21 protein-coding genes and 1 CRISPR repeat array are annotated in these 22,669 nt (G+C 66.0%); of the genes, 15 read left to right on the top strand and 6 right to left on the bottom strand.

Translation table 11 applies throughout. The features are described 5' to 3' along the window. Positions 1 to 380: 380 nt before the first annotated feature. Positions 381 to 1,616: a hypothetical protein gene (locus ACWEWT_RS16140; protein WP_452559639.1), complete on the top strand. Its 1,236-nt coding sequence runs from the start codon at positions 381 to 383 to the stop codon at positions 1,614 to 1,616. On the opposite strand, the gene ACWEWT_RS16145 is transcribed toward ACWEWT_RS16140, so the two are convergent. Next, positions 1,613 to 2,515 carry a phosphotransferase enzyme family protein gene (locus tag ACWEWT_RS16145; RefSeq protein ID WP_452559640.1) on the bottom strand — a complete coding sequence of 301 codons (903 nt, stop codon included), beginning with the start codon at positions 2,513 to 2,515 and terminating at the stop codon, positions 1,613 to 1,615. The genes ACWEWT_RS16140 and ACWEWT_RS16145 overlap by 4 nt on opposite strands. A gap of 287 nt (positions 2,516 to 2,802) precedes the next feature. Here ACWEWT_RS16145 and ACWEWT_RS16150 point away from each other — a divergent pair, with 287 nt between their 5' ends. The 6 genes from ACWEWT_RS16150 to ACWEWT_RS16175 all read left to right on the top strand — a co-directional run bounded on the left by ACWEWT_RS16150 (position 2,803) and on the right by ACWEWT_RS16175 (position 11,482). After that, positions 2,803 to 3,624, top strand: a complete 822-nt coding sequence (locus ACWEWT_RS16150) for an SAM-dependent methyltransferase (RefSeq protein ID WP_452559642.1) — start codon at positions 2,803 to 2,805, stop codon at positions 3,622 to 3,624. An 82-nt stretch (positions 3,625 to 3,706) separates the two neighbouring features. Then, positions 3,707 to 5,311, top strand: a complete 1,605-nt coding sequence (locus tag ACWEWT_RS16155) for an FAD-dependent monooxygenase (protein WP_452559644.1) — start codon at positions 3,707 to 3,709, stop codon at positions 5,309 to 5,311. Between the two features lie 112 nt (positions 5,312 to 5,423). Then, positions 5,424 to 6,719: a cytochrome P450 gene (locus ACWEWT_RS16160; protein ID WP_452559645.1), complete on the top strand. Its 1,296-nt coding sequence runs from the start codon at positions 5,424 to 5,426 to the stop codon at positions 6,717 to 6,719. Positions 6,720 to 7,871: 1,152 nt separating this feature from the next. Beyond that, complete coding sequence (locus ACWEWT_RS16165; protein WP_452559647.1) at positions 7,872 to 8,462, top strand: hypothetical protein; 591 nt, start codon at positions 7,872 to 7,874, stop codon at positions 8,460 to 8,462. A gap of 16 nt (positions 8,463 to 8,478) precedes the next feature. Then, on the top strand, positions 8,479 to 9,360 hold the full coding sequence (locus ACWEWT_RS16170; RefSeq protein WP_452559649.1) for a hypothetical protein: 882 nt from the start codon (positions 8,479 to 8,481) through the stop codon (positions 9,358 to 9,360). Between the two features lie 111 nt (positions 9,361 to 9,471). Next, a CRISPR array of direct repeats spans positions 9,472 to 9,804; the repeat unit is 28 nt; unit sequence GGATCATCCCCGCGTGCGCGGGGAGCAC. A 421-nt stretch (positions 9,805 to 10,225) separates the two neighbouring features. Continuing rightward, complete coding sequence (locus ACWEWT_RS16175) at positions 10,226 to 11,482, top strand: glutaminase (protein ID WP_452559651.1); 1,257 nt, start codon at positions 10,226 to 10,228, stop codon at positions 11,480 to 11,482. Between the two features lie 87 nt (positions 11,483 to 11,569). Here the strand turns inward: ACWEWT_RS16175 and ACWEWT_RS16180 are convergent, their stop codons facing one another. Together ACWEWT_RS16180 and ACWEWT_RS16185 are read right to left on the bottom strand one after the other, a co-directional pair. Beyond that, positions 11,570 to 12,160, bottom strand: a complete 591-nt coding sequence (locus ACWEWT_RS16180) for a suppressor of fused domain protein (RefSeq protein ID WP_452559653.1) — start codon at positions 12,158 to 12,160, stop codon at positions 11,570 to 11,572. After that, on the bottom strand, positions 12,147 to 12,854 hold the full coding sequence (locus tag ACWEWT_RS16185; protein ID WP_452559655.1) for an HNH/ENDO VII family nuclease: 708 nt from the start codon (positions 12,852 to 12,854) through the stop codon (positions 12,147 to 12,149). Before ACWEWT_RS16185 ends, ACWEWT_RS16180 begins: the two co-directional genes overlap by 14 nt. 138 nt (positions 12,855 to 12,992) lie before the next feature. Here ACWEWT_RS16185 and ACWEWT_RS16190 point away from each other — a divergent pair, with 138 nt between their 5' ends. The 8 genes from ACWEWT_RS16190 to ACWEWT_RS16225 all read left to right on the top strand — a co-directional run bounded on the left by ACWEWT_RS16190 (position 12,993) and on the right by ACWEWT_RS16225 (position 20,837). Next, positions 12,993 to 13,658 (top strand): GntR family transcriptional regulator, encoded by a 666-nt coding sequence (locus tag ACWEWT_RS16190; RefSeq protein ID WP_452559656.1) that lies wholly within the window; start codon positions 12,993 to 12,995, stop codon positions 13,656 to 13,658. 301 nt (positions 13,659 to 13,959) lie between these two features. Then, positions 13,960 to 15,291, top strand: coding sequence for a nucleobase:cation symporter-2 family protein (locus ACWEWT_RS16195; protein WP_452559658.1), 1,332 nt, complete (start codon positions 13,960 to 13,962; stop codon positions 15,289 to 15,291). After that, the gene (gene atzD / locus ACWEWT_RS16200) at positions 15,288 to 16,346 is read left to right on the top strand and encodes a cyanuric acid amidohydrolase (RefSeq protein ID WP_452559660.1); all 1,059 of its coding nucleotides are present in this window, start codon (positions 15,288 to 15,290) and stop codon (positions 16,344 to 16,346) included. The genes ACWEWT_RS16195 and atzD overlap by 4 nt, the downstream gene beginning before the upstream one ends. Then, positions 16,343 to 17,647, top strand: coding sequence for a cytosine permease (locus ACWEWT_RS16205; protein WP_452559662.1), 1,305 nt, complete (start codon positions 16,343 to 16,345; stop codon positions 17,645 to 17,647). The genes atzD and ACWEWT_RS16205 overlap by 4 nt, the downstream gene beginning before the upstream one ends. Then, positions 17,644 to 18,345 (top strand): biuret amidohydrolase, encoded by a 702-nt coding sequence (gene biuH / locus ACWEWT_RS16210; RefSeq protein ID WP_452559664.1) that lies wholly within the window; start codon positions 17,644 to 17,646, stop codon positions 18,343 to 18,345. Before ACWEWT_RS16205 ends, biuH begins: the two co-directional genes overlap by 4 nt. Continuing rightward, positions 18,342 to 18,998, top strand: coding sequence for an alpha/beta fold hydrolase (locus tag ACWEWT_RS16215; protein ID WP_452559666.1), 657 nt, complete (start codon positions 18,342 to 18,344; stop codon positions 18,996 to 18,998). Before biuH ends, ACWEWT_RS16215 begins: the two co-directional genes overlap by 4 nt. A 511-nt stretch (positions 18,999 to 19,509) precedes the next feature. Beyond that, a complete protein-coding gene (locus ACWEWT_RS16220; protein ID WP_452559667.1) occupies positions 19,510 to 20,016 on the top strand; it encodes a hypothetical protein in 507 nt (168 codons plus the stop codon). Further along, positions 20,013 to 20,837: an alpha/beta fold hydrolase gene (locus tag ACWEWT_RS16225; protein WP_452559669.1), complete on the top strand. Its 825-nt coding sequence runs from the start codon at positions 20,013 to 20,015 to the stop codon at positions 20,835 to 20,837. Before ACWEWT_RS16220 ends, ACWEWT_RS16225 begins: the two co-directional genes overlap by 4 nt. Before the next feature lie 23 nt (positions 20,838 to 20,860). Here the strand turns inward: ACWEWT_RS16225 and ACWEWT_RS16230 are convergent, their stop codons facing one another. The 3 genes from ACWEWT_RS16230 to ACWEWT_RS16240 are packed head-to-tail and all read right to left on the bottom strand — an operon-like array spanning position 20,861 to position 22,546. Beyond that, on the bottom strand, positions 20,861 to 21,718 hold the full coding sequence (locus ACWEWT_RS16230) for a helix-turn-helix domain-containing protein (RefSeq protein WP_452559671.1): 858 nt from the start codon (positions 21,716 to 21,718) through the stop codon (positions 20,861 to 20,863). Continuing rightward, positions 21,715 to 22,236: a DUF6879 family protein gene (locus ACWEWT_RS16235; protein ID WP_452559672.1), complete on the bottom strand. Its 522-nt coding sequence runs from the start codon at positions 22,234 to 22,236 to the stop codon at positions 21,715 to 21,717. Before ACWEWT_RS16235 ends, ACWEWT_RS16230 begins: the two co-directional genes overlap by 4 nt. Further along, entirely contained in the window at positions 22,217 to 22,546 is a 330-nt protein-coding gene (locus ACWEWT_RS16240; protein WP_452559674.1) for a hypothetical protein, read from the bottom strand. Before ACWEWT_RS16240 ends, ACWEWT_RS16235 begins: the two co-directional genes overlap by 20 nt. Positions 22,547 to 22,669: the final 123 nt, after the last annotated feature.

The raw sequence follows: 22,669 nt of genomic DNA on the forward strand, positions 1-22,669 counted from the left end.
TCCTCAGGGCTCGGCCCCGATCGGTGCCCCTGGCCACGGGTTTCGAGATCGGTCGGAGTGAGCAGCGCGCGCTACGCTTGTCATATCCGCTCGGTCGCAGAGAGATTCGGCCAGACGCGAGAAGCGTGCACAGCGCACCATAGACGGAGATCCTCAGTATGAGTGGAGAATTCGGGAATGTTCGCTGGTCGAGGGTTCCGTGGTGGAGATCGTGGCGCGTCGACCTCGGACGGGATCGCGTTCTGGAGGGGCGATGAAGTGTAGGCGGCGTAGTGGTATTCGGTGAGGAAATCAGGCGCGCGCGACGACAACGAGGTTGGTCGTACAGCCGATTGATACGTGCGCTCACAGAGGAGGCGGAACACCAGGGTCTCCGCATCATGAGCGAGGCGAGCCTGAAGACGGCGTTGTCGCGGTGGGAGAACAATCGCAACGTGCCCGACCGGGTATACCGCAGGCTGCTGGTAGCAGTGCTCGGCCTGCCCGATGCCGAGGACATCGCTGTCCGAACGAGTACCTACGAGCAGGACATCGAGCGCGCCATTGATCTCTTGGAGGTGCTGACCGGGTGGGAGCACGAGGATCGATCCGTATTCTCTCCGGCCACCGCGCTCGTCGACAGTGATCGGGTGATCTCGGGGTACCTGTTCGCGCGCTCATACTCGGTGGACGACATTCGGCTTCGGACCATGTCGTATGCCACCGAGCCGGAGTCGATCGCAGGCCGAATACGTGCGACGGCCTCGGGGATGATGACTGCCGATTTCGAGCAGGGCGGTGGCCACGTCAGACCCGTGCTGATCGAGTACTTTCGTCACTCTGTTGTTCCGGAGCTGCGTGTCCACCGGCCGGATGGTCAACGCCGTGCCGTATTCGGAGCTGCGGCCGAGGTGGCGCAGTTGCTCGGATGGTCGGCATATGACGCGGGGCGGCAGGCGGTCGCCACGCGGTACTTCACGCTCGGCCTCCGGCTGGCGGATGAAGCCTGTGACCAGCTGATGGGAGCGCGGCTGCTGGCCAATTTGTCCCACCAGTACAACGCGCTCGGCAAATACCATCAGGCATTGACCGTTTCGCGTGCTGCACAGGCGGCGCTCCGTGGTCGCGGTACGAATCGGGTCGAGACCATGTGCGTCATGATGGAAGTTCGCGCGTTGGCGAACATGCGCGACGAGCGGGGGGCGGCACTTGCCATCAGCCACGCAGAGAGTTTGTTCGACCGCAGCGCCGATGACGAGCCTGCCTGGATCAGCTATTACGATGCCGCTGAGTTCTCCGGCGACCTTGCGCACGCGTTCCGCGATCTCGGGGCTGTGAAGAGAAGCCGCGAGTTCGCAGGCACCGCGTTGACACCCGCGACACCACGGCGAACCCGGGCGTTCATACAAATTGTCGATGCGGAAGCAGCATTGAAAGCCGGCGACATCGAGGAAGCCGCGCATCTCGCCACAGCGGCGCTGTGCGGTGTTGGCGCTTTGCAGTCTCAACGATACCTCCAATACCTCGACAGTTTCTCAGCCAAGGTCCCGGACCTGGACCATCCTGCAATGGCAGAGTTCGCATCCGCACTGCGCCATCGGAATTTATCTGTGGACAGTGGATCGAGTCGAACCTAGAAGCCGCTCCAGAATTCTGTTAATCCGTAACGCAGCGTCTGTATCCGCTTGCGATACTCGTTGGCGACTCTTTCGTTGTGGCCGACATTCTGTGCCAACCACGCAACCATCCGCAGCTGCGTGGTCGAGCAGATGTCGGGGAAGCCGTCCCAGCTGGTGAGGTCGTAGCCGTAGGAGTCCGCAAACCGAGCGTAGGCGTCTGCGGGAAGCATCCCCATGGCCGCCTCTGTAGCAGTCTTCGCCAGATCCCATTCATGATGAGCGATATTCACTGCCTCGAAATCGAGGAGAGTGCCCGTACCCTCCGGCGAGATGATCACGTTCTTGATGTGCACATCGCCGTGATTCACACCGACCGAAAGTTTGTAGTTCAATTCGTTCAGCTTCGCCGCTAGGTGTTCCTTGATCTGTGCAAGGAACACCTTGTCCTGATCGGGAATCGGCGCCTTGTCAATCCGATCGCTAACCCGAGCCAACGGGTCGAGCTGTGGAATATCTATTCCTTTGGGAACTGCGAGCCGGTGAAAATTACGAAGGAGATCGCCGAGGATCGAGGCCTCGGCACCGATTAGTTCGCGGCCGGGTATGTAGCGCCAGAATGTCACCGGGTATCCGTCACAACAAATAGGCTGCGCGCATCCGATGTCGAACAGTTGCGCCGCGGGCACATTTTCCTCGGCCAACCAGGTGGCCACCGCTACCTCTTTGGCGGCATCAGCCAAGTAGCTGCTGTCGCGTCCGATGCGAATGACGACCCCCGCATCGGGGACGTGATACAGAAGGTTCTGGCCCAAGCGGAGGAACTGGACATCGACGTCGGATAGTCCAGCCTGTTGGCACGCAGCGCGGGCGACCGCTTCCAGATTCTCCGGGATGAAGGCCTTCAAGCGGTCGGACACGACTTCCAGGCTAGCTGCCACGCCTCTTGGGTCCGAGCACAGTCTGCATGTGGGCCTACCCCGACCGGATGCTAACAGTTGCCAACTTCCGGAATCCCCGCGTAATGGGTTCTATCGATGCATGTCCTACGACATCGGGCCTACCGGTGAACTCGACGCGCCGGATCGTTGCGCAGGGTCGGCGACGCGTGTCTTGCCGGTGCCGCACTCACGACAGCAACGCAGCGACAGCGAACGGCGAGGAGGAGCCGATGCGGTCCCACTTACCCACCGGTAGTTGCTCGCCGGTGGGCGCCGATACGACTCGCCCCAGTATCGCCCGCGTCTACGACTACAGCTTGGGCGGCAAGGACAACTACGAGGTCGACCGCGCTGCTTTCGAGCAGGTCCGGCGCATCGCGCCGCGGCTGGGCGATGTTTCCCGGATGAATCGACGCTGGCTGCATCGAGTGGTCCGTTACCTGACCGGCCAATCCGGGATCGATCAGTTCCTGGATATCGGCGCCGGGCTCCCGACGGTACTCAATACCCACGAAGTCTCGCAGTTGGAAGACCGGACCGCCCGTGTCGTCTATGTCGATAATGACCCGCTGTGCGCTGCGCACGGCCGAGTAATGCTGGCCCAGAATGCCTTTACCCATTTCGTGTGCGGCGACCTTCTCGAGAGGGGCACGGTCCTGGCGAACAGGGAAGTGCTCCGTTATCTCGAGCCGGATCGGCCGATTGGTCTGATCGTGTGCGGGCTGCTGCACCACCTGGGCGATGGACTCGATCCAACCCGGGTTATGCGCGATTACATCGAGCGGCTTCCGGGTGGCTCGTATGTGGCAATCAGTCATTTCTGGGATCCCGCCGAAGAAGACCCGGAGCTTCATCATCTCGCGGCACGATTGCAGCGAGCATTCATCGAGGGAGGCTTGGGGTCGGGCTGGTATCGGACTCGTGAGCAGATCAGCGCCTACTTCAGTGGGCTGGAATTACTGGAGCCGGGTTTGGTGCACCTGGATGACTGGTGGCCTTCCGGACCGGCGCTGCAGGCACGGCCACCGGAGGCCTTGATGCTGGGCGGGGTCGCGTACAAGCCCGGTCCTCTGCTGTCTCTGCGGTAGCCGCAGACCACCTATCGCGCGCATGTCGCAGGGGGACCTGCGTTCCCACCCTGATCTCGATCAATTCGGAGGGCGTTCAGCCATGTCTATATTGCCCGCTTCTCATCTCGGTGTTCTGATCGTCGGCGCCGGGCCGACCGGTCTGACTCTCGGTATCGAGTTATTGCGCCGAGGCGTGGATTGCCGTGTCATCGATAAACTTTCCGCGCCGGCGACGACATCGCGTTCGTTCACTGTCCACGCCCGCACCCTCGAGCTGCTGGAGCTGTCCGGGATGGTCGACGAGTTCCAGGATCGGGGGTTGCGCGGGGAATGGATGGACTACCACTTCACGGGCGCCGAGGAGAAAGTGCGGCTGGACTTCACCGGCCTCGACAGCCGCTACCCCTATTACCGGACGATCAGCCAACGCGACACCGAGGAAATCCTGCGCCGCCACTTCACCGGATTGGGTGGGGTCATCGACTGGCACACCGAACTGGTGTCGGTCACCGTCCACCGGGATGGCGAAGTGACCGCGACGGTGCGGGACACGGTCACCGGCGACACGGAGACGATGTGGCCGGATTGGCTCATCGGCTGCGACGGTGTGCACAGCACCGTCGCCGACCACTTGGGTGCCGAAGTCAGCCGTGCCGAGTACGTGGACACAGCGATGCGGATGATGGACGTGCCGTTGCAGGGATCTCCGGTCGAAGTGGGCGGTGTCGACTACCGGATCGCGCTCGACCACATGCTGTTGAGCACCGCGCTGCCGGGTGGCCTGTGGCGGGTCCTGATCAGCGAGAAAGGCGACAGCCGCGACGCCGATACCTCCGTGGAGGCGTTCCGGAAGGTTCTGGATGCGCATTTCGAGGGTGCGGTCGAAATAGGAGTGCCGGAGTGGACGTCGGCGTTCCGGACGCGACGGCGGATCACCTCGCGGTATCGCAACGGCCGGATCCTGGTGTGCGGGGACGCCGGCCACGAACGCTCACCGGCCGGTGGACAGGGCAAGAACACCTCGATGCAGGATGCGTTCAACCTCGGCTGGAAACTGGCTGCGGTGGTCAAGGGTGAAGCCGCCGAATCGCTGCTCGATACCTATGAGGCGGAGCGGCGACCGATCGCCGAGCAGGTGATCGCGGGCACCCATGAACTGCATTCGGTGCTGATGAACCACGGCATCCCGATCGCCGAGCGCCTGGCCATCGCCCGCGAACCCGGATTCACCGAACGCGCGGTGGCCCGGGTATCCGGGCTCGTCTACAGCTATGCGCCCACCGTGGACATGCAAGCACCGCCCGGTCAGCGACTCGACGGCCCGGCCTGCGGCGACCGCGCTCCCGATATCGAAATCACGCCACGCCTGCGGTTGTACGAGCTGTTTCGACACCCCGCACACACGCTGCTGGTCATCCACCGCGAACCTCAGACGGCCCCGAACATCTCGGACTTGATCACGCGCGCACAACAGATATTCGGAAACCGGATCGAACCGGTGGTCATCACACCGCCGGGCCACCACGCGCCTACTCCGGCCGGTGCCATCACCGCGGACAGCCGCCGGGTCCATGACCGCTACGGCGCACCCGGCGGCGACAGTCTGTGTCTGATCCGGCCCGACGGCTATATCAGCCAGCGCTGCCGGTTGCGTGAGCAGAACGCTTTGCTCGCCTCTTTCTCGAACGATCTCGGCCTGATCTGACACGAGCTCGACCGCATCGAGCCTGCGAACACGTTGATGCAGGTTCGTCATTCATCGCACCCGGGTAGCGGAACCGCGCCCGGGTCCCCACGCATATCCGGAAGAAGCCGTCATGTCCTCGTCTCCTCCGTCATCGATTTCGTTCCCAGGTACCCGACCGGCCGGTCGCTGCCCGATCACCAGTAGCCCACCCGCAGAAGCCGGTCCGCGAGTGCCACTGCACACCCCAGCCTTTGCGGCGGATCCGCACAGTGCTTACCGCGCCATGCGCGAACAGTTCGGCGACCTCGCACCCATCGAACTCGCCCCCGGAGTACCGGCCACACTGGTGCTCGGATACCGGACCGCGCTGCGGATCCTGCACGACAGCGACCATTTCCCCACCGACCCGCGCCCCTGGCAGCACACCGTCCCCGCCGACTCGCCTGTGCTGCCGATGATGCGCTGGTACCCGGCGGCCCGCTACAGCACCGGCTACGACCATGCTCGCTACCGCCGGGCCTCCAAGGCCGCCATCGACGGCGTCGACGGCCACGCCATGCACTCCACAGTTGAAAAGCTCTCCGCACCACTGATCAGCGCTTTCTGCCGAAACGGCACCGCGGACCTGGTCACCGACTACGCCCGCCCACTCGTCGTCGCCGTCCTCAACCAGATCATGGGCTGCCCACCCCAAATAGCACAGCGGATCACCGCCGGAATGGCCGCCCGCTTCGACACCGCCGCCACCACCGAGGACATGGCCCAATTGCGAATCGCGCTGGCGGAACTCGTCGCGCTCAAGCGCGCGCACCCCGGCAACGACGCCACCACCCGTCTGCTCACCCACCCCCACCAGCTCGACGACACCGAAATACTTGCTCAACTCATGAGCTTCTACGGAGCAGGCGGCGAAGCCCAGCCCAACCTGATCACCAACACCATCCTGCTCATGCTCACCGACGACCGCTTCGGTGGCGGCCTGATCAGCGGCAGCCTCTCCACCCGCGACGCACTCGACGAGGTGCTGTTCAACGACCCACCGATGGCCAACTTCTGCACCACCTACCCGCGGACCCCGGTACTGATCGGCGAAACCTGGCTACCGGCACACCAACCCGTACTCATCAGCCTCGCCGCCGCCAACACCGACCCCGGAATCGTCGGTGAAGACACCACCGGCAACCGCTCTCACCTGGCCTGGAGCTCCGGACGACACGCATGCCCGGCCCGGACCGTCGCCTACCTGATCGCCCAAGATGCAATCGACCAACTCTTGGACGTGTTGCCCGACATGCGACTCGCAGTCGCCCCCACCGATCTGATGTGGCGACCTGGCCCCTTCCACCGGGCCCTGAGCTCGCTCCCGGTCACCTTTCCGCTGTCAGCCGTCGATCTCTCCGAACGCAGCTCGGTGCGCTGGAAATGATCATGACTTCGCTGGCCATCCATCAGCTCGCGACGCTCCACCAGGCAAGTACTCAGTCTCGGGATTTCGTTCCGATCGCCGCACCAACACCCTCGACTACCGAATGCGAGCCACATACCCCGACCGACTATGCCGCCGAACCAGCTTTTCGACCTGCGGACGAGACGACAGGGACGCGGACCGCGCACAACCACCACTATCGAGCTGCCGCCCATATCTCGCCACCCTGAATTACCTGGACGATAGCTACGAATAGCGCACTCTTGCTCATCCCCGGGTGCGCGGGGAGCGCACCGACTCGGCGGTATCGACCCCGAATGTCTTGGGATCATCCCCGCGTGCGCGGGGAGCGCTTCAAGGCGGCTATCGCGGCGGTCAAGGACTGGGGATCATCCCCGCGTGCGCGGGGAGCGCACTTCCTGATCAGGCAGTTTCCGAGCAGTACCCCCGGTTTTCATTCACTTTCCGCTCTCTCCGGTTCGCTCGGTTGTTCTTCCGTGAGCCGAAGCGAACGGCAGATCTGATGCATGCCGCCACAATACGACTTCTCATGACAAATGAACGCACCGATACCGGTGGAGCCCGATACCGTTCATTGGTGAATGTGTTGCGCGGGAGATTTTCCCGCGCACAACGTGCCGCCCCTGCTTAAGCCGGAAGGACTGAGCCGCCGAGCCCGGTACTTCATCGAAGCACACGAGATGCGTCTTCCTTGCCGGGATATCCGCCCCTATAGGGACGTATCGCTCGAGCACGGGATGCCCGCTGCGGAGATCGACCGGGCTGTGGCATTCCAGTTCCCGAGGGCTCGGCCTCGGACGCACGGCACGTTCCAGCCGACGACTGCCGCGTATCCATGGCCTACGGATTCATGATCGGGCCTCGACACACGGCGCAAACCCGGAAGTTGATGGACCGCGCAGTGATCCTTGGTTTCCGTCGGCGCCCTGGCTGGAAAATTGCGCCGAAGTGCAGCCGTCGAACCCCGATCGTTGCCGAGATGCTTCAGGATATGGCGACCGGGAGCGCCGATTTGACGGATGCATCTGTCCGTCCCTCGGCTCCTCTGATAGCGATAAATTGTCCGAACCGGTGGGTACGCTGCAATGGGTTCGAATCGGGTTGGTGGACACGAGGGGAAGGAATCGACCAGTGATCGACGAGATCGACAAGGCGGCACAGGACGATCCGGAGTGGGTGGTGTGGTCGAGCCCCGAACGCGTCTCGAGGGTGATCGACTGGCTGTTCACCGAGGCGCTGCCGAGGGTGCCCGCCGACTGGAGGACCCAGACCGGCTCGGCCGAGCCCATAGGCCCGATGCCCGTGGGGGTGGACCGCTACAGCGACGAGATGGCGCTGCACTGGGTCGATGACGCCTTCGACTACTTCTTCCCGGACGAAGACGAGCTGTTCGAGGCGGACAAAATCGAGCTCGTGAATGCCTTCGTGGCCTACATCGGCGAGTACTTCGTCAGGCATTGCGGCGGCCGCTGGATCAACAACCCGGACATGGGCAGGGTGCTGTCGGCCGAGCCCGGTCGGCTCTACGAATTCGGCCCGATCATCCGCTACGACTGGACCGACGAGATCGACTATCCGGTCAACATGCTGTTCGACTCTCCAGGCGGGGACTTCAGACCCTCTGTCATATCCGAGTGGTATTCGAGAGCTGTCGATTACGCCGAAGCGCACGGGCTGGAACACGAAGGTCTAGAGCTGAAGCGGAAGCACGGCTTGGCCTGATCCGGAGTCCGGGGGGATGTCCGGCGAAGAGGAAGAGCGTCGCCGTCGCTATGCCGAGCAGCAGCGTCGAGAGCAACGTGAACGTTCCGCGCTGGGGCGTAAGTCGAACGACAAGGGTCGCTGGTTTCACTACGGGATCGCCGAGATGCGAGGCGAGACACCCGACAAGGGTTGGCGACACGAGGTACCCCAACAGCTACCGTCGGGCGAGGAGCGCCATCACGATAACTCCAGAGCCGTAAACGATTTCGAATTCCGGGAGTACAAGGGCGCCAAGCGGCTTCGCGGGGAGTTCACGCTGAAGCAGATCGACAAGGACCGCGAAGCCCTCACACTCGACAAGAAAGCCACCGGGGCCTGGGTTGTCATCGAAGGATCACCGGAGCCGGACATCCGCCGAGCCCTCGATGACATGGTGCGCGACTTCAAGGGCCGGTTCCGCGTCGAAGAGGTCACCCAGGAGCAGGCGAATAGAGCCGAAAAGATCGGACGGGATCTGGAGCGCAATCGCGACCAACTGGAATTGATCCCTTCCAAGGGTCTCCGGGCCCAGCAGAGGCTGCGGGAACTCCAGGAGAGGGCAGCTGAGAAGACGCGAACCCAAGCTGCTGCCCGGGAGGCCCAGGAGAAACAGGGGCGCGAGCGCCAGATAGCCAGGGAACAGCAACAACAACGCGAAGCCGTCGCGCGACTGGCCCAACGCGCCCAGGAGCAGCGAGAAGCCGCCGAGCGGGGAGAGAGACCCCCGATGGACGGCCGCGACGCCGCAGACATCCTGCGCATCAATCGGCCGCCTCCCGGGGTCGAGTCCCCCTTCCGCGAACCCCCACAGCCGACCCGGGGCGGGCGGGATGCTCCGGGGAGGGAGCGAGACCGGGGGCAAGAACGAGGCCGCTAGCCGATCTCCCCCGTGATCGCGGCCAGTGCTTCCTTCACGTCCCGACCGCCGAGCTGCGGCCACTTCTCGTTCAGCTGCTCTTCGATCGAGATGAGGCGCTTGTCCGTCTTGGGATCATCCCCGCGTGCGCGGGGTGCACCAACGATCCTCTGCTGGCCGCTACTCTCCGCGGGGATCATCCCCGCTTGCGCGGGGAGCACGATCGCCGCGTTCAGATCGATGGTCATCGGTTGGGATCATCCCCGCGTGCGCGGGGAGCACTCGACGAGCTCGCCGCGGGCGAGCCTCAGCCAGGGATCATCCCCGCGTGCGCGGGGAGCACGAACTGGTCGAAACCGGATGGATCTATCAAGAGGGATCATCCCCGCGTGCGCGGGGAGCACCCGGTGATCGGGTCAGCCACGGTCGGCTCGGTAGGATCATCCCCGCGTGCGCGGGGAGCACACTTCCTGATCAGGTACTTTCCACGCGAAATCCCTCATTTTCATTCACTTTTCGCACTCCCATCGCGACTTCGATCGACCAACCGTGCCATAGACCCTCAGGAGAGGGACAGCACCGTAGTGCACCAGGGTACGACTCGGTTCCCTGTCCAACGACGCGATCGAACGGCGCCGGGATTACCCAGCGCGTGGCCACCTCTCAGTCCACCGACCGCAGCCACGATGACCCTGCCAGTAGTCGCCCGAGCAGTGCTGAATCCGCGACGAGGCGCACCGCGCCGATATCCACTGCTCCGCCGCTAGGCTGAACCGCGCGATCGATCGCATTTTCGGTTGGGACGATCCCGAATACCGATAGCCGTCGGATCACAAGCTTTACCCGACCGGCCGCCACGGCCGTATTCCCCGGAAAGGTGGACACCGTGCACTCCCCCATTGCCGACTATCTGCAGGAAGTGCTCGACACCGTCCGCGCCGACACCGGCGGGGAGGTCGCCGGCTACATACCCGAACTCGCCGCCGCGGACCCGGAGGTGCTCGGTATAGCGGTGTGCACGGTCGACGGGCGGGTCTATACCGCCGGCGACGCCGATATCGAATTCTCCATCCAGTCCATCTCCAAACCGTTCGCTTATGCGGCGGCCCTGGCCGATCGCGGCTTCGATACCGTCCGCGCGACGGTCGGCGTCGAACCGTCGGGTGAGGCATTCAACGAGTTGTCGCTGGAGGCCGAATCGCGGCGGCCCAAGAATCCGATGATCAATGCCGGCGCGATCGCCACCCATCAGCTCCTGGCCGGCCCGCACGCGACTGTCGCGGAACGGTTCGAGCGGGCTCGGAGTTTCTTCTCGACGCTGGCCGACCGTGACCTCGAACTGGACGAACGTGTCTGTGCCTCCGAGCTGGCGACCGCGGACCGCAACCTCTCGATCGCGCATATGCTGCGTAATTACGGGATCATCGACGACGACCCGCACGAGGTCGTCGAGGGCTATACCCGGCAGTGCTCGATCAAGGTGACCGTGCGGGATCTCGCCACGATGGGCGCGGCACTGGTCAACGGAGGTGTGCATCCGCAGACCGGTGCGCAGGTCGTCGCGCCGGCCGTCGCGCGCGAGACACTGGCGGTGATGGCCGCTGCCGGTATGTACGATTCGGCCGGCGAATGGTTCACCCGAGTGGGGATCCCCGCCAAGAGCGGGGTGGCCGGCGGTCTGCTGGGCGCGCTGCCCGGTCAGTGCGGGATCGGGGTCGTCTCGCCCCGCCTCGACCCGCACGGCAACAGTGTGCGGGGAATCAAGGCCTTCCATCGGCTCTCCGACGATATGGGTATGCATCTGATGGAGTCGGAACCGCACGGCTCCACGGTGCTGCGTTCCACCACGGTCCGGGACGGCGAAACCTGGTACGCGCTACAGGGCGCCGTGCAGTTCATCGGCGCCGAATCAGTACTGGCCGCCTTCCAGAACGACACCACCACCGGCACTGTCGTCCTCGATCTGAGCCGAGTGGACCGGATCACCGATGTCGGCCGCCGGATGTTGCTGGAGGGACTGCGCCGTTTCGGACTCGACGGCCGGGACGTGGCGCTCGTCGACCCCGAAGGCAAGCTTCCGAATCCCGATCTGGGGGACGGGACATTCCCCGTTCTCCGGACAGCAACGCCCCGCAGCCGGTAGGCGTACTCGAAGTACACCGGCCGCAACGCTCGGAACGGATGAATGCGGGCAGCAGGCCGAATCCGGACACGGCCGCGATCTACCTGATCAGTCAGAGGTCCGGTCGGATACGACGGAGGGACGGCGGGGATCGAACACGTCCGGCTGAGCGGATACGAACAGCTCCTCCAAGGCGTCTGCTCCGCGCGCCCGGACGTATTCCATCTCGGCGTCACTGATCGGGACACCCTGGACCCACGCCACGGTCTTCCCGGTCAGAGTCCGGGACGCGAAATCGGAGTCCTCCCACAGAAAAGGATCGACGAACATCAAATGGGGGACGGTGGTGTCGGGCACATGTGCCCCCACGATGCCGGGAAAGACCCGCCCCGGCTCGGCGAGCCAACCGCTGTTGACCACGCAGAACGCCGCTGTCGACAGCACAGCCGCAAATACCGGCAGCGGACTGACGGCGAGGATCTCGACCCCCAGCGGCGGCCGGGCACGACCCGGAATCGGGTGATCGGAGAGCCCCACGGTGCACAACGAGATCAACCCCGGTGCTGGTCGATCGTCACTACTGAGCACCGCGATCTCGGACTTCTCGTCCGAATCCAGATATTGCACAACGCGGGAGATGCCGCCGAAAGCGGCCCCGGCGATCTCCGCGATCCCCTTGTTGTCACTACTGACTTTCATCGTCGGGCAGCCTCACAAAGTGGTCTGTACGATCTTCACCGGCGTGGCTCAGATTCGAAGCCGCCAGTTCGGGTCGGTATCGGCGCCAGTCATAGTGTTCGTCCAGGAATTCCTCTCTGGTGATCCCGCGTACCGCGGCATCACGTTGATGCTTCCAGAATTCCATACCGGGCCGATGCCCCATATGCCACGGATCGTCGAACTCGATCGCTCGACCGGTCAGTGGATCGCGAACGACACCGTCGCCGTCACTGTTGCGTTCGAATACTTTCTCCCGCATACCTTTGCGATACCCGGACGGACGACTGTAAGTCTTGGGCTCCTCGGGCGCGGCATCCCGCGAGGTCGCCGGCGGCGCGTTCAGGTCCGCCAGCGCTTGCCGGGTCTGCTCCAACCGGATCCGCGGCGACCGCTGCCCACTGGCAAGGCCCGCACGATGCCTGTTCTGAACGGCCCCGAGCTGCAACCGGATTTCGGGCAGCGGCATCCCTCGCTCCACTGCCCGCTGCGCCGCCTGCATGACTTTCGCGGTGAGTCGAGGATCCATGTGCTCGACACTCCGGACCATCCACTCCAAGTCCGCGCCCGATCGGTGGTACAACCGTGCGAGCACATAAGGGGTCCGTTCACCGAGTGAGACCTCGAGGCGTCCCGCGGCTTCCCGCCAAGCCATCGCCAGAATGTCGTCGACCATAGAACTCTATGACTACCATTTCTCGCCGGTGACGCCCTCCCATAACCGGCCGGTGTTCCGCCGGCGATCACACCCGGTCACGTCGCGGCCGACATCCGGCGATGGGATCGAATCGGGTGCCGGGATTACCCTCACCACGTGACCACCTCCCAGCCGACCCCCCGCACCGCCCCCGGCGCCGCGGTCGCCGACGCCGTGCGCGAGGACATCCTCACCGGACGACTGGCGCCCGGTGACCGGCTGCGCGAAGTGGACCTGGCGGAACGGTTCGGGGTGTCCCGGGTACCGGTCCGCGAGGCGCTGTCGCAGTTGCAGAGCGAGGGGTTCGTGACGCTGGTGCGGTATCGGGGGGCCACCGTATCGGCGCCGTCGGGGCCGGCGGCGCTGGAGCTGGTGCAGATCCGGCGCGGGCTGGAGGTGCTGGCCGCACAGCTGGCGGCGCGGTCCAGGGGCGGGGCGGTGGCCGCGGATCTGGCGCGGGTGGTGGAGCTGGGGCGGTCGGCCGATCTCACCCATGCCCACGACGAGTTGCCGCCGCTGATCCTGCGGTTCCACACCCTGGTCGCCGAGGCGTCGGGTAATCAGCAGCTGGGGGCCATGCTGGAGCAGATCCTGGAGCGGGTCTCCTGGATCTTCGGGCAGCGGCTGGAGAGCCGTACCCATATTTCATGGAGCGATCACGCGGCCATCGCGCAGGCGATCCTCAACGGGTCGCCGGTGCAGGCGGGGTATCTGATGGACGAGCACATCGCCCGGGACGAGGAGTTGCTCGCCGATATGGACGCCGAGGCGACGGCGGACTGAGACCAGCTGTCCGGACCGTCGGCTCCACCCGGTCCGGTACCGCCGGCGAGCGCGCGGATCACCGCGGACGCCCGGCCCGCGCCTTCTCCAGGGAGCCGCCGATCGATGGTCCGCGGCCCCGGGTGAGCACCTCACCGGACAAACCGAGCGGTATGAACCGCAAGGTTTGTATACAAGAATTTGAACCCCACCTCGCCTTCTTGCATAGTTCACAACCCTGGAACCTCTGGCAACATGAGTGAAACAGTGTTTGTATACAAATTCTGGTGTTGGTTATTTCTTCTGCCCGAGGCCAGGTCCCATGTCCACAGACGCTGCCCCGACCCAGTCGCCGCCGCTGATTCCCTCCGCTTCCCTACCCTTCTGGCGCACAACACTGTTCGGTCTCCAGCACGTGCTGGTCATGTACACCGGCTGCGTCGCGGTCCCGCTGGTCTTCGGCGCGGCCCTGGGGCTGGACACCTCCACCATCGCCACGCTGGTGAACGCCGATCTACTGGTCGCCGGTGTCATCACCCTCGTCCAGGCCCTCGGTATCGGGAAACTGCTCGGCGCCCGGATGCCGGTGGTGGCGGGCGCCTCGTTCACCGCGGTGATGCCGATGATCCTGATAGGCGAGGAATACGGGCTGTCCGCCGTCTACGGCGCCATGATCGCGGCGGGTATCTTCGGCATGCTGGTGGCGATCCCGTTCTCGAAACTGGTGCGGTTCTTCCCGCCGATGGTGCGCGGCGCGGCGGTCACCATGATCGGGCTGTCGCTGATCGGCAAGGCCGTATCCATCACTTTCGGCGACGAACCGGCCGGTGGCGCCCCACTGGCGCTGGCGCTCGGGGTGGTCGTGCTGATCGTCGTCCTGATGCGCTACGGCCGCGGGATCGTCGCGCAGTCCGCCGTCCTGATCGCGCTGGTGCTGGGCACCCTCGCCGCCGCCGCGCTCTCGCTCACCGATTTCAGCGCGGTCGGCACCGCCGCCTGGTTCGGCCTGCCCGACCCCTTCCTCTTCGGCACTCCGACCTTCCCGATCGCCGGAATCATCTCGATGTGCCTGGTGATGCTGGTGATCTTCACCGAATCCACCGCCTACCTGATGGCCACCGCCGATCACCTCGGCCGGCCGCTGGAACCGAACCGGCTCGCCCGCGCTCTCGGGGCCGACGGCGCCTCGGCTGTCCTCGGCGGATTCCTGACCTCGTTCCCGGACACGATCTTCGCGCAGAACGTCAGTCTGGTGCGGATGACCGGGGTGTCGAGCCGACGTGCGGTGGCCGTCGCGGGCGGGCTGTTGGTGGCGCTCGGACTGGTGCCCAAGATGGGCGAAGTGGTCGCCAACCTCCCGGGCGCGGTGATCGGCTCGGTGAGCCTGGTCATGTTCGCCACCGTCGCCGGGGTCGGGATCGCCACCCTCGCCCGGGTCGACTACTCCCGTAACGACAACCTGCTGGTGGTGTCCCTGGCCATGGGTATCGGGATGATCCCGGTGGTCGCGCCGGAGGTCTACGAAGGGCTTCCGTCGTCGGTCCGGATCATCGCCGGCGGCGCGATCACCAGCACCGTCATCGTGGCGTTCGTTCTCAATCTCGTCTTCAACCATCTCACCGCGGCCCGCACCCCGAAGGAGAGCGCCGCATGACCGGTATCGCCCTGTTGACCGTGCCCACCGACGACCCCGGCGACACCCGCCCCTTCGAGGTCCTCACCGAAACCGGCTACCGCACCGCCGATCTCGTCTCGGTGATCGGTAAGACCGAGGGCAACGGCTGCGTGAACGATTTCAGCCGCACCCTGGCCACCGCCGTCTGGGAACCGCGTATCCCGGAGGCCGCGGTCACCGTGTTCTCCGGCGGGACCGAGGGGGTGCTCAGCCCGCATGTGAACATGTTCGTCCGGGACGACCGCCACCATCGGGGATTCGATCGCGGCCTGGTCGCGGCGGCCCGCCGCAGCCGGGTCCTGGACCCCGGGGAGATCGGCCGCGCGAACCAGGTCGACACGGTCGCCGACACCGTCGGGAAGTTGCTCGCCGAACTCGGGGTCACCCCGGCCGATGTCCATCTGGTCCTGGTGAAATGCCCGCTGCTGACCTCGGACAAGATCACCGCGCTGCACACCGCCGGCCAGGTGCCCGTCGCCACCGATACCTACGCGTCGATGGGCTGGTCGCGGGCGGCGAGTTCGCTGGGGATCGCCGTCGCGCTGGGGGAATGTGATCGCGAGACCGCGTTGCGCGCCCTCACGGGCGAGGCCGATGTCTGGTCGGCGCGCGCTTCGGCCAGCGCGGGCGCCGAACTCGACGACTGCCATGTACTGGTGGTCGCCGAAAGCCCCACGGCGGCCAACCCGCTGCGCGCCCTGCACGGCCATATGGCCGATGCGATCGACCTTGCCTCGGTGCAGCAGCTGCTGGCGCAGGTGGCGGCGGCCGGGGGCACGGTGCGGCAGATCTTCGCCAAGGCCGAAGCCGACCCCCGCGGCTCGGTGCGGGGGCTGCGGCACACCATGCTCACCGATTCCGATATCAACGCCACCCGGCACGCGCGCGGCGCCGTCGGCGGTCTGCTGTCGGCGCTCAAGGGTGACGGCGCGGTGTACGTCTCCGGGGGCGCCGAACACCAGGGTCCGCCGGGTGGCGGCAGTGTCACCGTGATCTACGAACTCCCCGCTCCCGAAGGAGCCGATGCGCTATGAGCACGGCCACGCTCACCGAACCCGAGAGCACCTGGGAGATAGAGGAGTTCGAGAACGTTCCGGTTCCCGCCGACCGGCGCCGCGGCCTGGGCTCGGTCTCCGCGGTCTGGTTCGGTTTCCCGATGGTGCTGACCTGCGCCATCTTCGGCGGTCTCATCGTCTACTCGCTGGGCTTCTGGCTGGGACTGCTCGCCATCGCGGTGGGCAATATCTGCATGATGCTGTACGTCGGCGCGTTGAGCGTGATCGCCGGGCGCACGGGTAAGAACTTCGCGCTGTCCGCCGCCGAAACCTTCGGCAAGGCCGGCGCGTTCCTCCCCTCCGCCTTCCTGGCGACCGTGGTGATCGGCTGGTTCGCCTTCCAGACCGGTATGGCGGGGGCGATCCTGCACGACACCCTCGGCTGGCACGAACAGTTCACCGCGCTCGCCGCCGGACTCGGCTTCATCGCGGTGACGCTGCTCGGTATCCGGGCACTGTCGGCGATCGGCATGATCGCGGCGCCGGTGTACATCGTGCTGGGACTGGTCGCGATCGGTCTCGCGGTGGCCGACGGCGGCGGTTCGCCGACCTCCTATCAGGGGCAGGCCGGGGCCGCGGCGATGAGTTTCGGGGCGGCGGTCACCCTGGTCATCGCCTCTTTCGTCGATTCGGGCACCATGACCGCCGATTTCACCCGCTGGTCGCGCAACGGCCGCGAAGCCTTCCTCGCCGCGGCCTCGGCCTTCCCGGTGGGCAATTCCATCGCGCTGGTGATCGGTGGGCTCGTGGTGGCCCTGGCCGACCCCGCCGCCGACGGTGGCAACTTCCTCGGACTCCTGGTCGACCACGGCGGCATTCTGGTTCCGCTGGCCGTGGCGTTCGTATTCATCAACCTGGGTTCGGTCTGCGCGCACTGCCTCTACAACGGGGCGGTCGGCTGGAGCCAGCTCTCCGGCGGCCGGATGCGGCGGCTCACCCTCGTCCTCGGCGCCGCCGGAGTGGTGCTGGCGGTCGCGGGTATCTGGTCGTACTTCGAACAGTGGCTCAATCTGCTGGGGGTGATCGTGCCGCCGATCGGCGCCGTGGTCATCCTCGACCAGCTGGTGCTCCCCCGGTTCGGTCTCGGCCCGCACGACCGTCGGGCCCGCTGGCACTGGCCCGCGTTCGCCGCCTGGGCCGGGGGCGCGGTGGCCGCGCTGCTCACCCATCGGTTCGCCCCGTGGCTGTCGGATGCCGTGATCGGTTTCGCCGCCGCCGCAATTGTTCTCACCCTCTGCGCGACCCTCACCGCGCGACGCGACAAGGAGCTCATCGCATGACCCCCACCACCGTGGACGCCACCCCCTACACCTGGCCCTTCGACGGCCCCATCGATCCCGCCCGCACGGCCTTGCTGCTCATCGACTGGCAGACCGATTTCTGCGGGCCCGGCGGATACGTCGACCAGATGGGCTACGACCTGTCCCTCACCCGCGCCGGCCTGGAACCCACCGCCCGGGTCCTCGCCGCCGCCCGTGAACTCGGCCTGACCGTGATCCACACCCGCGAAGGCCACCGGCCCGACCTCAGCGACCTCCCCGCCAACAAGCGCTGGCGTTCGGCGCAGGTCGGCGCGGAGATCGGCAGCGTGGGTCCGTGCGGCCGCATCCTGGTGCGCGGCGAGCCGGGCTGGGAGATCGTGCCCGAGGTCGCACCGATCGCGGGCGAACCGGTCGTCGACAAACCCGGCAAGGGTGCCTTCTACGCCACCGACCTCGACCTGCTGCTGCGCGGTGCGGGCATCACCCACATCGTCCTCACCGGTATCACCACCGATGTCTGCGTGCACACCACCATGCGCGAGGCCAACGACCGCGGCTACGAATGCCTGATCCTGTCCGATTGCACGGGCGCCACCGAGCGCAAACACCACGAAGCCGCGCTGAGCATGGTCACCATGCAGGGCGGTATCTTCGGCGCGGTCGCGACCTCCGACCAGTTGCTGGCCGCGCTCGGCAAGCAGTCCGTACCGGTATGAAGGTCGTGCTGATCCACGGCGTGGCCACCGACAGCCGGGTCTGGGCGGCCACCGTCGCCGCCCTCGGCCCGGCCGTCGAAGTACACGCCCCCGACCGGCCGCAGTCGGGAGATATGGACACCGAGATCGCCGCCCTCGCACCGCTGTGCGAGGGGGCGTTCGTGGTCGGGGTCAGCGGCGGCGCGACGCTCGGCCTGGAAATGGCCGCCCGCGGGGTCGGATTCGCCGGTGCGCTGCTGCACGAACCGGCGGCCGGATCGCTCGCGCCCGGACTGCTCGACGATATCGCCCGGGCCTTTCACCGGGACGGTGTGGCAGGGTTCGGCAGGGCGCTCTACGGCCCGAGCTGGACACCGGAACTCACCGCCGTGGCCCGGGCGACCGTCGCCGGGGAACTCGCCATGTTCCGCGCCTTCGAACCCCGTCCGGTGGGCGCGGCGGCCACCCGGATCACCGTGACCGTGGGACAGAATTCACCGCCCGCCCGGCATCGATCGGTCCGGGATCTCGGCGCGGCACTCGGGCTCGAAACACAGGTTCTCCCGGGTACCGCGCACGCGGTGCACCTCGAGACCCCGGCGCAGCTGGCGCGATGGGTCCGGCGCCGCACCGGTCCGGACCTCGGCTCGTACTGTTTGCCGCCCTTTCCCTGACCGCCGCCCGGTACCGGACCACCGGCGGTGATTCCCGAGATGCCGAGCCCGGCCGTTCTCTCCTGTCTCGGACTGCCCGGGTGACCCTGGTTCCCGCCTTGTGCGCGCAGCACGAGAGCGAGCGGATGTTTCATTACGCGCGCCCATATGCGTGCCGTCCGGGTCGCCCTACGATTGACTCGCCCGAACCCCTCGGGCACGCGACGAAGTCCTCGTCCACGAGCTCCGCGACGAGGAACTCGGCACCGATCGGAGTTCGATATGCCAGGCGATGGAGATATGCGGTACCGGTGACGGCCCCGCGAATCCACGGCTGATTTCTCGGTCGGACCCCAACCGGTTCATTCCACAGAAGTCCCTCGCGAAAGTACGACTCACGAATGTTCGTTCAGCTGTATCGCGCGCCGGGAAATGGATGCTCGTCGGTCCACGGCTGCGCAGATGATTCCCGGTCCCCCGTGCGGAGCGCGATACGCACGGATCGGCACACCGCACCGGGCGGGGTCTGATCGTGCGGCGGGTACACCCCGGCCCCGGCGCCTCCCTGCTGCCCAGCCCCACCGAATTGCTGTACGCGGTCGGCGGCCGGAAGGCCGAGGGGCAGGTATGCGGCCTCGCCTCGGCGCTCTCGGAGCTCTACCGGCTCGAATCCGGATCCGACGGAAATCGGTCGCAATCCCGCAGGCGGACACTGATCGCCGAGATCAATGCCTGGAGTTCGGAATATCTACCCGCGCCCACCGCGGGGATCCGCGTCTACGAACGCACCCTCGGCGAACTCATCGATGTGATCGCCGCCGGTGCCGCCCGCGCCTTCCATCTGCTGCGACACGACGACCCGTCCGGTGAACTCATGCACGCGGAATGGACGCGCCTGGCGGAACTCCAGATCGTCTACCGCGACCTGGTGCACGATATCGAGACCGGCCGCTGCTGCCTCCCGGGCGAACATCGTCCCCGGGCTGCGCCGCACCGGGTACCCACCCGGCCGGCCGCCGGAACGGGAGGTCGGTGGTGAGCGGGACCGATCGGGATATTCCCACCGAACTGGGCACGCTGCGCGTCCGGGTCACCGGGACCGGGCCGGCGATGTTGCTGTGGCCCAGCCTGCTCATGGATCACACACTCTGGGACGGTCAGGTCGCCCATTTCGCGGCCCGGTTCACCACCGTCGCCGTCGACCCACCGGGCCACGGCGCGAGCGCCCCGCTCGACCGGCCGTTCACCTTCGGCGAATGCGCGCGATGTGTCGGGCAGATCCTCGACACACTCGATATCGACCGCGCGCATATCGTGGGGAATTCCTGGGGCGCGATGATCGGCGCCACCTTCGCCGCGCGCTGTCCCGAGCGAGTGCTGACCGCCGTCCTCATGAACGGGACGGCGTCACCGGCCGGACGGCGCCAGCGCCTCGAATACGGTGCCCTGCTCGTACTCGCCCGCGCCCTCGGCGGCTTCCGGGGGCCGCTCGTCGGCTCCGCGCTGTCCGCCTTCCTCGGTCCGACGACCATGCGGACCCGGCCGGATGTGGTCGAGCGGGTACGGCGCACAGTGCGCGCCAACGATATCGGCTCGGCGCGGCACGCGGTGCGCAGTGTGGTGGTCCGGCGGCCGGACCAGCGGGAACTTCTCGGGCAGATCCGTACGCCCACCCTGATCGTCGGTGGTCGCCAGGATGCGACCTTCCCACCCGCCGAGGTCGAAGCCATGGCGCGCGCCGTCCCCGGCGCCGAGCTGTCGTTCCTGGAAGACGCGGCCCATCTGCTCGCCGTGGAAGTACCGGACGCGGTGAACACCCTCATCGACGACTTCCTGGACCGGCACGAACCGCACCGGTGAGACCCGGCACCCGGGTACGTGGGTCACGGACGACCGGCCGGCCCGGTGTTCGCGGTACGCCCGCGCTGCGCATCCAGGATCAGGCCCCGCGCCCCCTCGCCGGTCACCGACTGCCCGGCCAGGGCGTCGAACGCGCGCCCGTACACATCGATCTCCCGGGGCTGGGTGATGGTGAGTTCCGCGGCCGTGCCCTCCACCATCACCAGCCGGTTGTCGAACATGGCGAAATTGGTGGACACCACCAGCGCCTCGGCGGTGGACGGGACGACTCCGATGGTCACCCGGGGCATTCCGATGATCGAGGACAGCCGGTCGAGCTGCCCGAGCATGACCGTATCGTCGCCGACCGTGGTGTAGAGCGCCTGTTCGGCGATGAGGAAATGGAACAGATGGTCGCGCTGGTACAGGATGCGCTGGCGTTCCATACGTTTCGACACAGCATTCTCGACATCGTCGGGTATGCGATGGAATTCGATACCGCGGCGTAGTTTCGCGGTGGCGTATGCCGCGGTCTGGAGCAGACCCGGAACGATCTGCGGCTGGAAATCCCGGATATGGGTGGACGACGCTTCGAGTTTCAGCGATTTCTGCTGCCGGCGGCCGAGCCCGGCGCCGAGGATCTTGCGCCATTCGAGGTAGGCGACCTCGATACTGTTCGACGTCGCCAGCAGATCCGGTAGCTGGTCTTCGGCGCCACAGTGGCGGCAGTAAGCGCGGATATCGTCGTCGGAGGGTCTGATCCGCGCGAACTCGATCTTGCTCACCTTCGACTCGTGCCAGCCCGCGAGCTGGGCGAGTCTTCGGTTGGTGAGTCCGGCCCGGCGGCGCAGCTCCCGGAGCCGTGCCCCGAGAGCTTCTCGCGCGTTGTGCACTTCGTTCATCTGTCGACATATTCCGTGTAGGGCGTTGCCATGTCCCAGAGCCGGTGCTTCACGCAGCGGGCGTACTGGATGATCCCCCGGTCCGTCGTCACCGCGAGACCGGAGGGTTTACCGTGGTCGTCGACCAGGTTGAAGACGACCCGCTCGTCGTCGATCAACCACCAGTCGTCCGACGGCACCTCGCCGGCCAGATGCCGGGGTACGTACCGGATGTCCTCACCGGCGTCGGTGTTGGTATCGGTCACCGACAACAGCCAGCGGTGGTAGTCGGTATGCGGCACCGTCACCACGCGGACCCGGCGCACGGTGACACCGCGGCCGGTCGTTTCCCTGATCAGCGAGTTCCAGCGGTTCTTCTGCTCGTCGGATATCGCGGGCCGGCCTGCCGAGAACCGGTCGAGCCGGCCGGCTTCGGCCGGCACAGCGTAGGCGTCCCGGACTTCCAGGTGGAATGCCTCGGACGCGCATTCGCGCAAGAGCGCGGCCCAGTCCGGCGGCTCATGCGGAAGATAGAGCACCGTAGAACGTCCTCCGGGTCTTCGGGACTTCGATCGCTACTTCGTCGGGCGCCAGATCGAGCTGTTCCAAGATCTCACGCTCGGCGACCGGACGGCCGGCGAGGGTGAACGTACCCCGGCCGGTATCCTTCATCGGCGCGCCGATGAAGGTGTCGGGTTCGGCGTAACCCAGTAGCAGATGCGGAATCTCGACCGTGGCCGGTCTGTCGGTCTCCCACCCCTGGACCAGGTAGCTTCCGTGGTCGGTCGTGTACAGACTGGGGCATCCACCGAGATCCGAGCCCCCCTTACCGAGAAACCGCAGACGCATACTTCAACCCCTGTTCGATGGTTAGCACGAGTTTTCCCGTACTTCGTACATGATGCACTTCTGCGGTGTACTGCGGGAAATACCGAATCCCAGTTGTGCAAACTTGTGCTCACTGCTCGCCAT

This window comes from Nocardia sp. NPDC003963 (assembly GCF_053605105.1).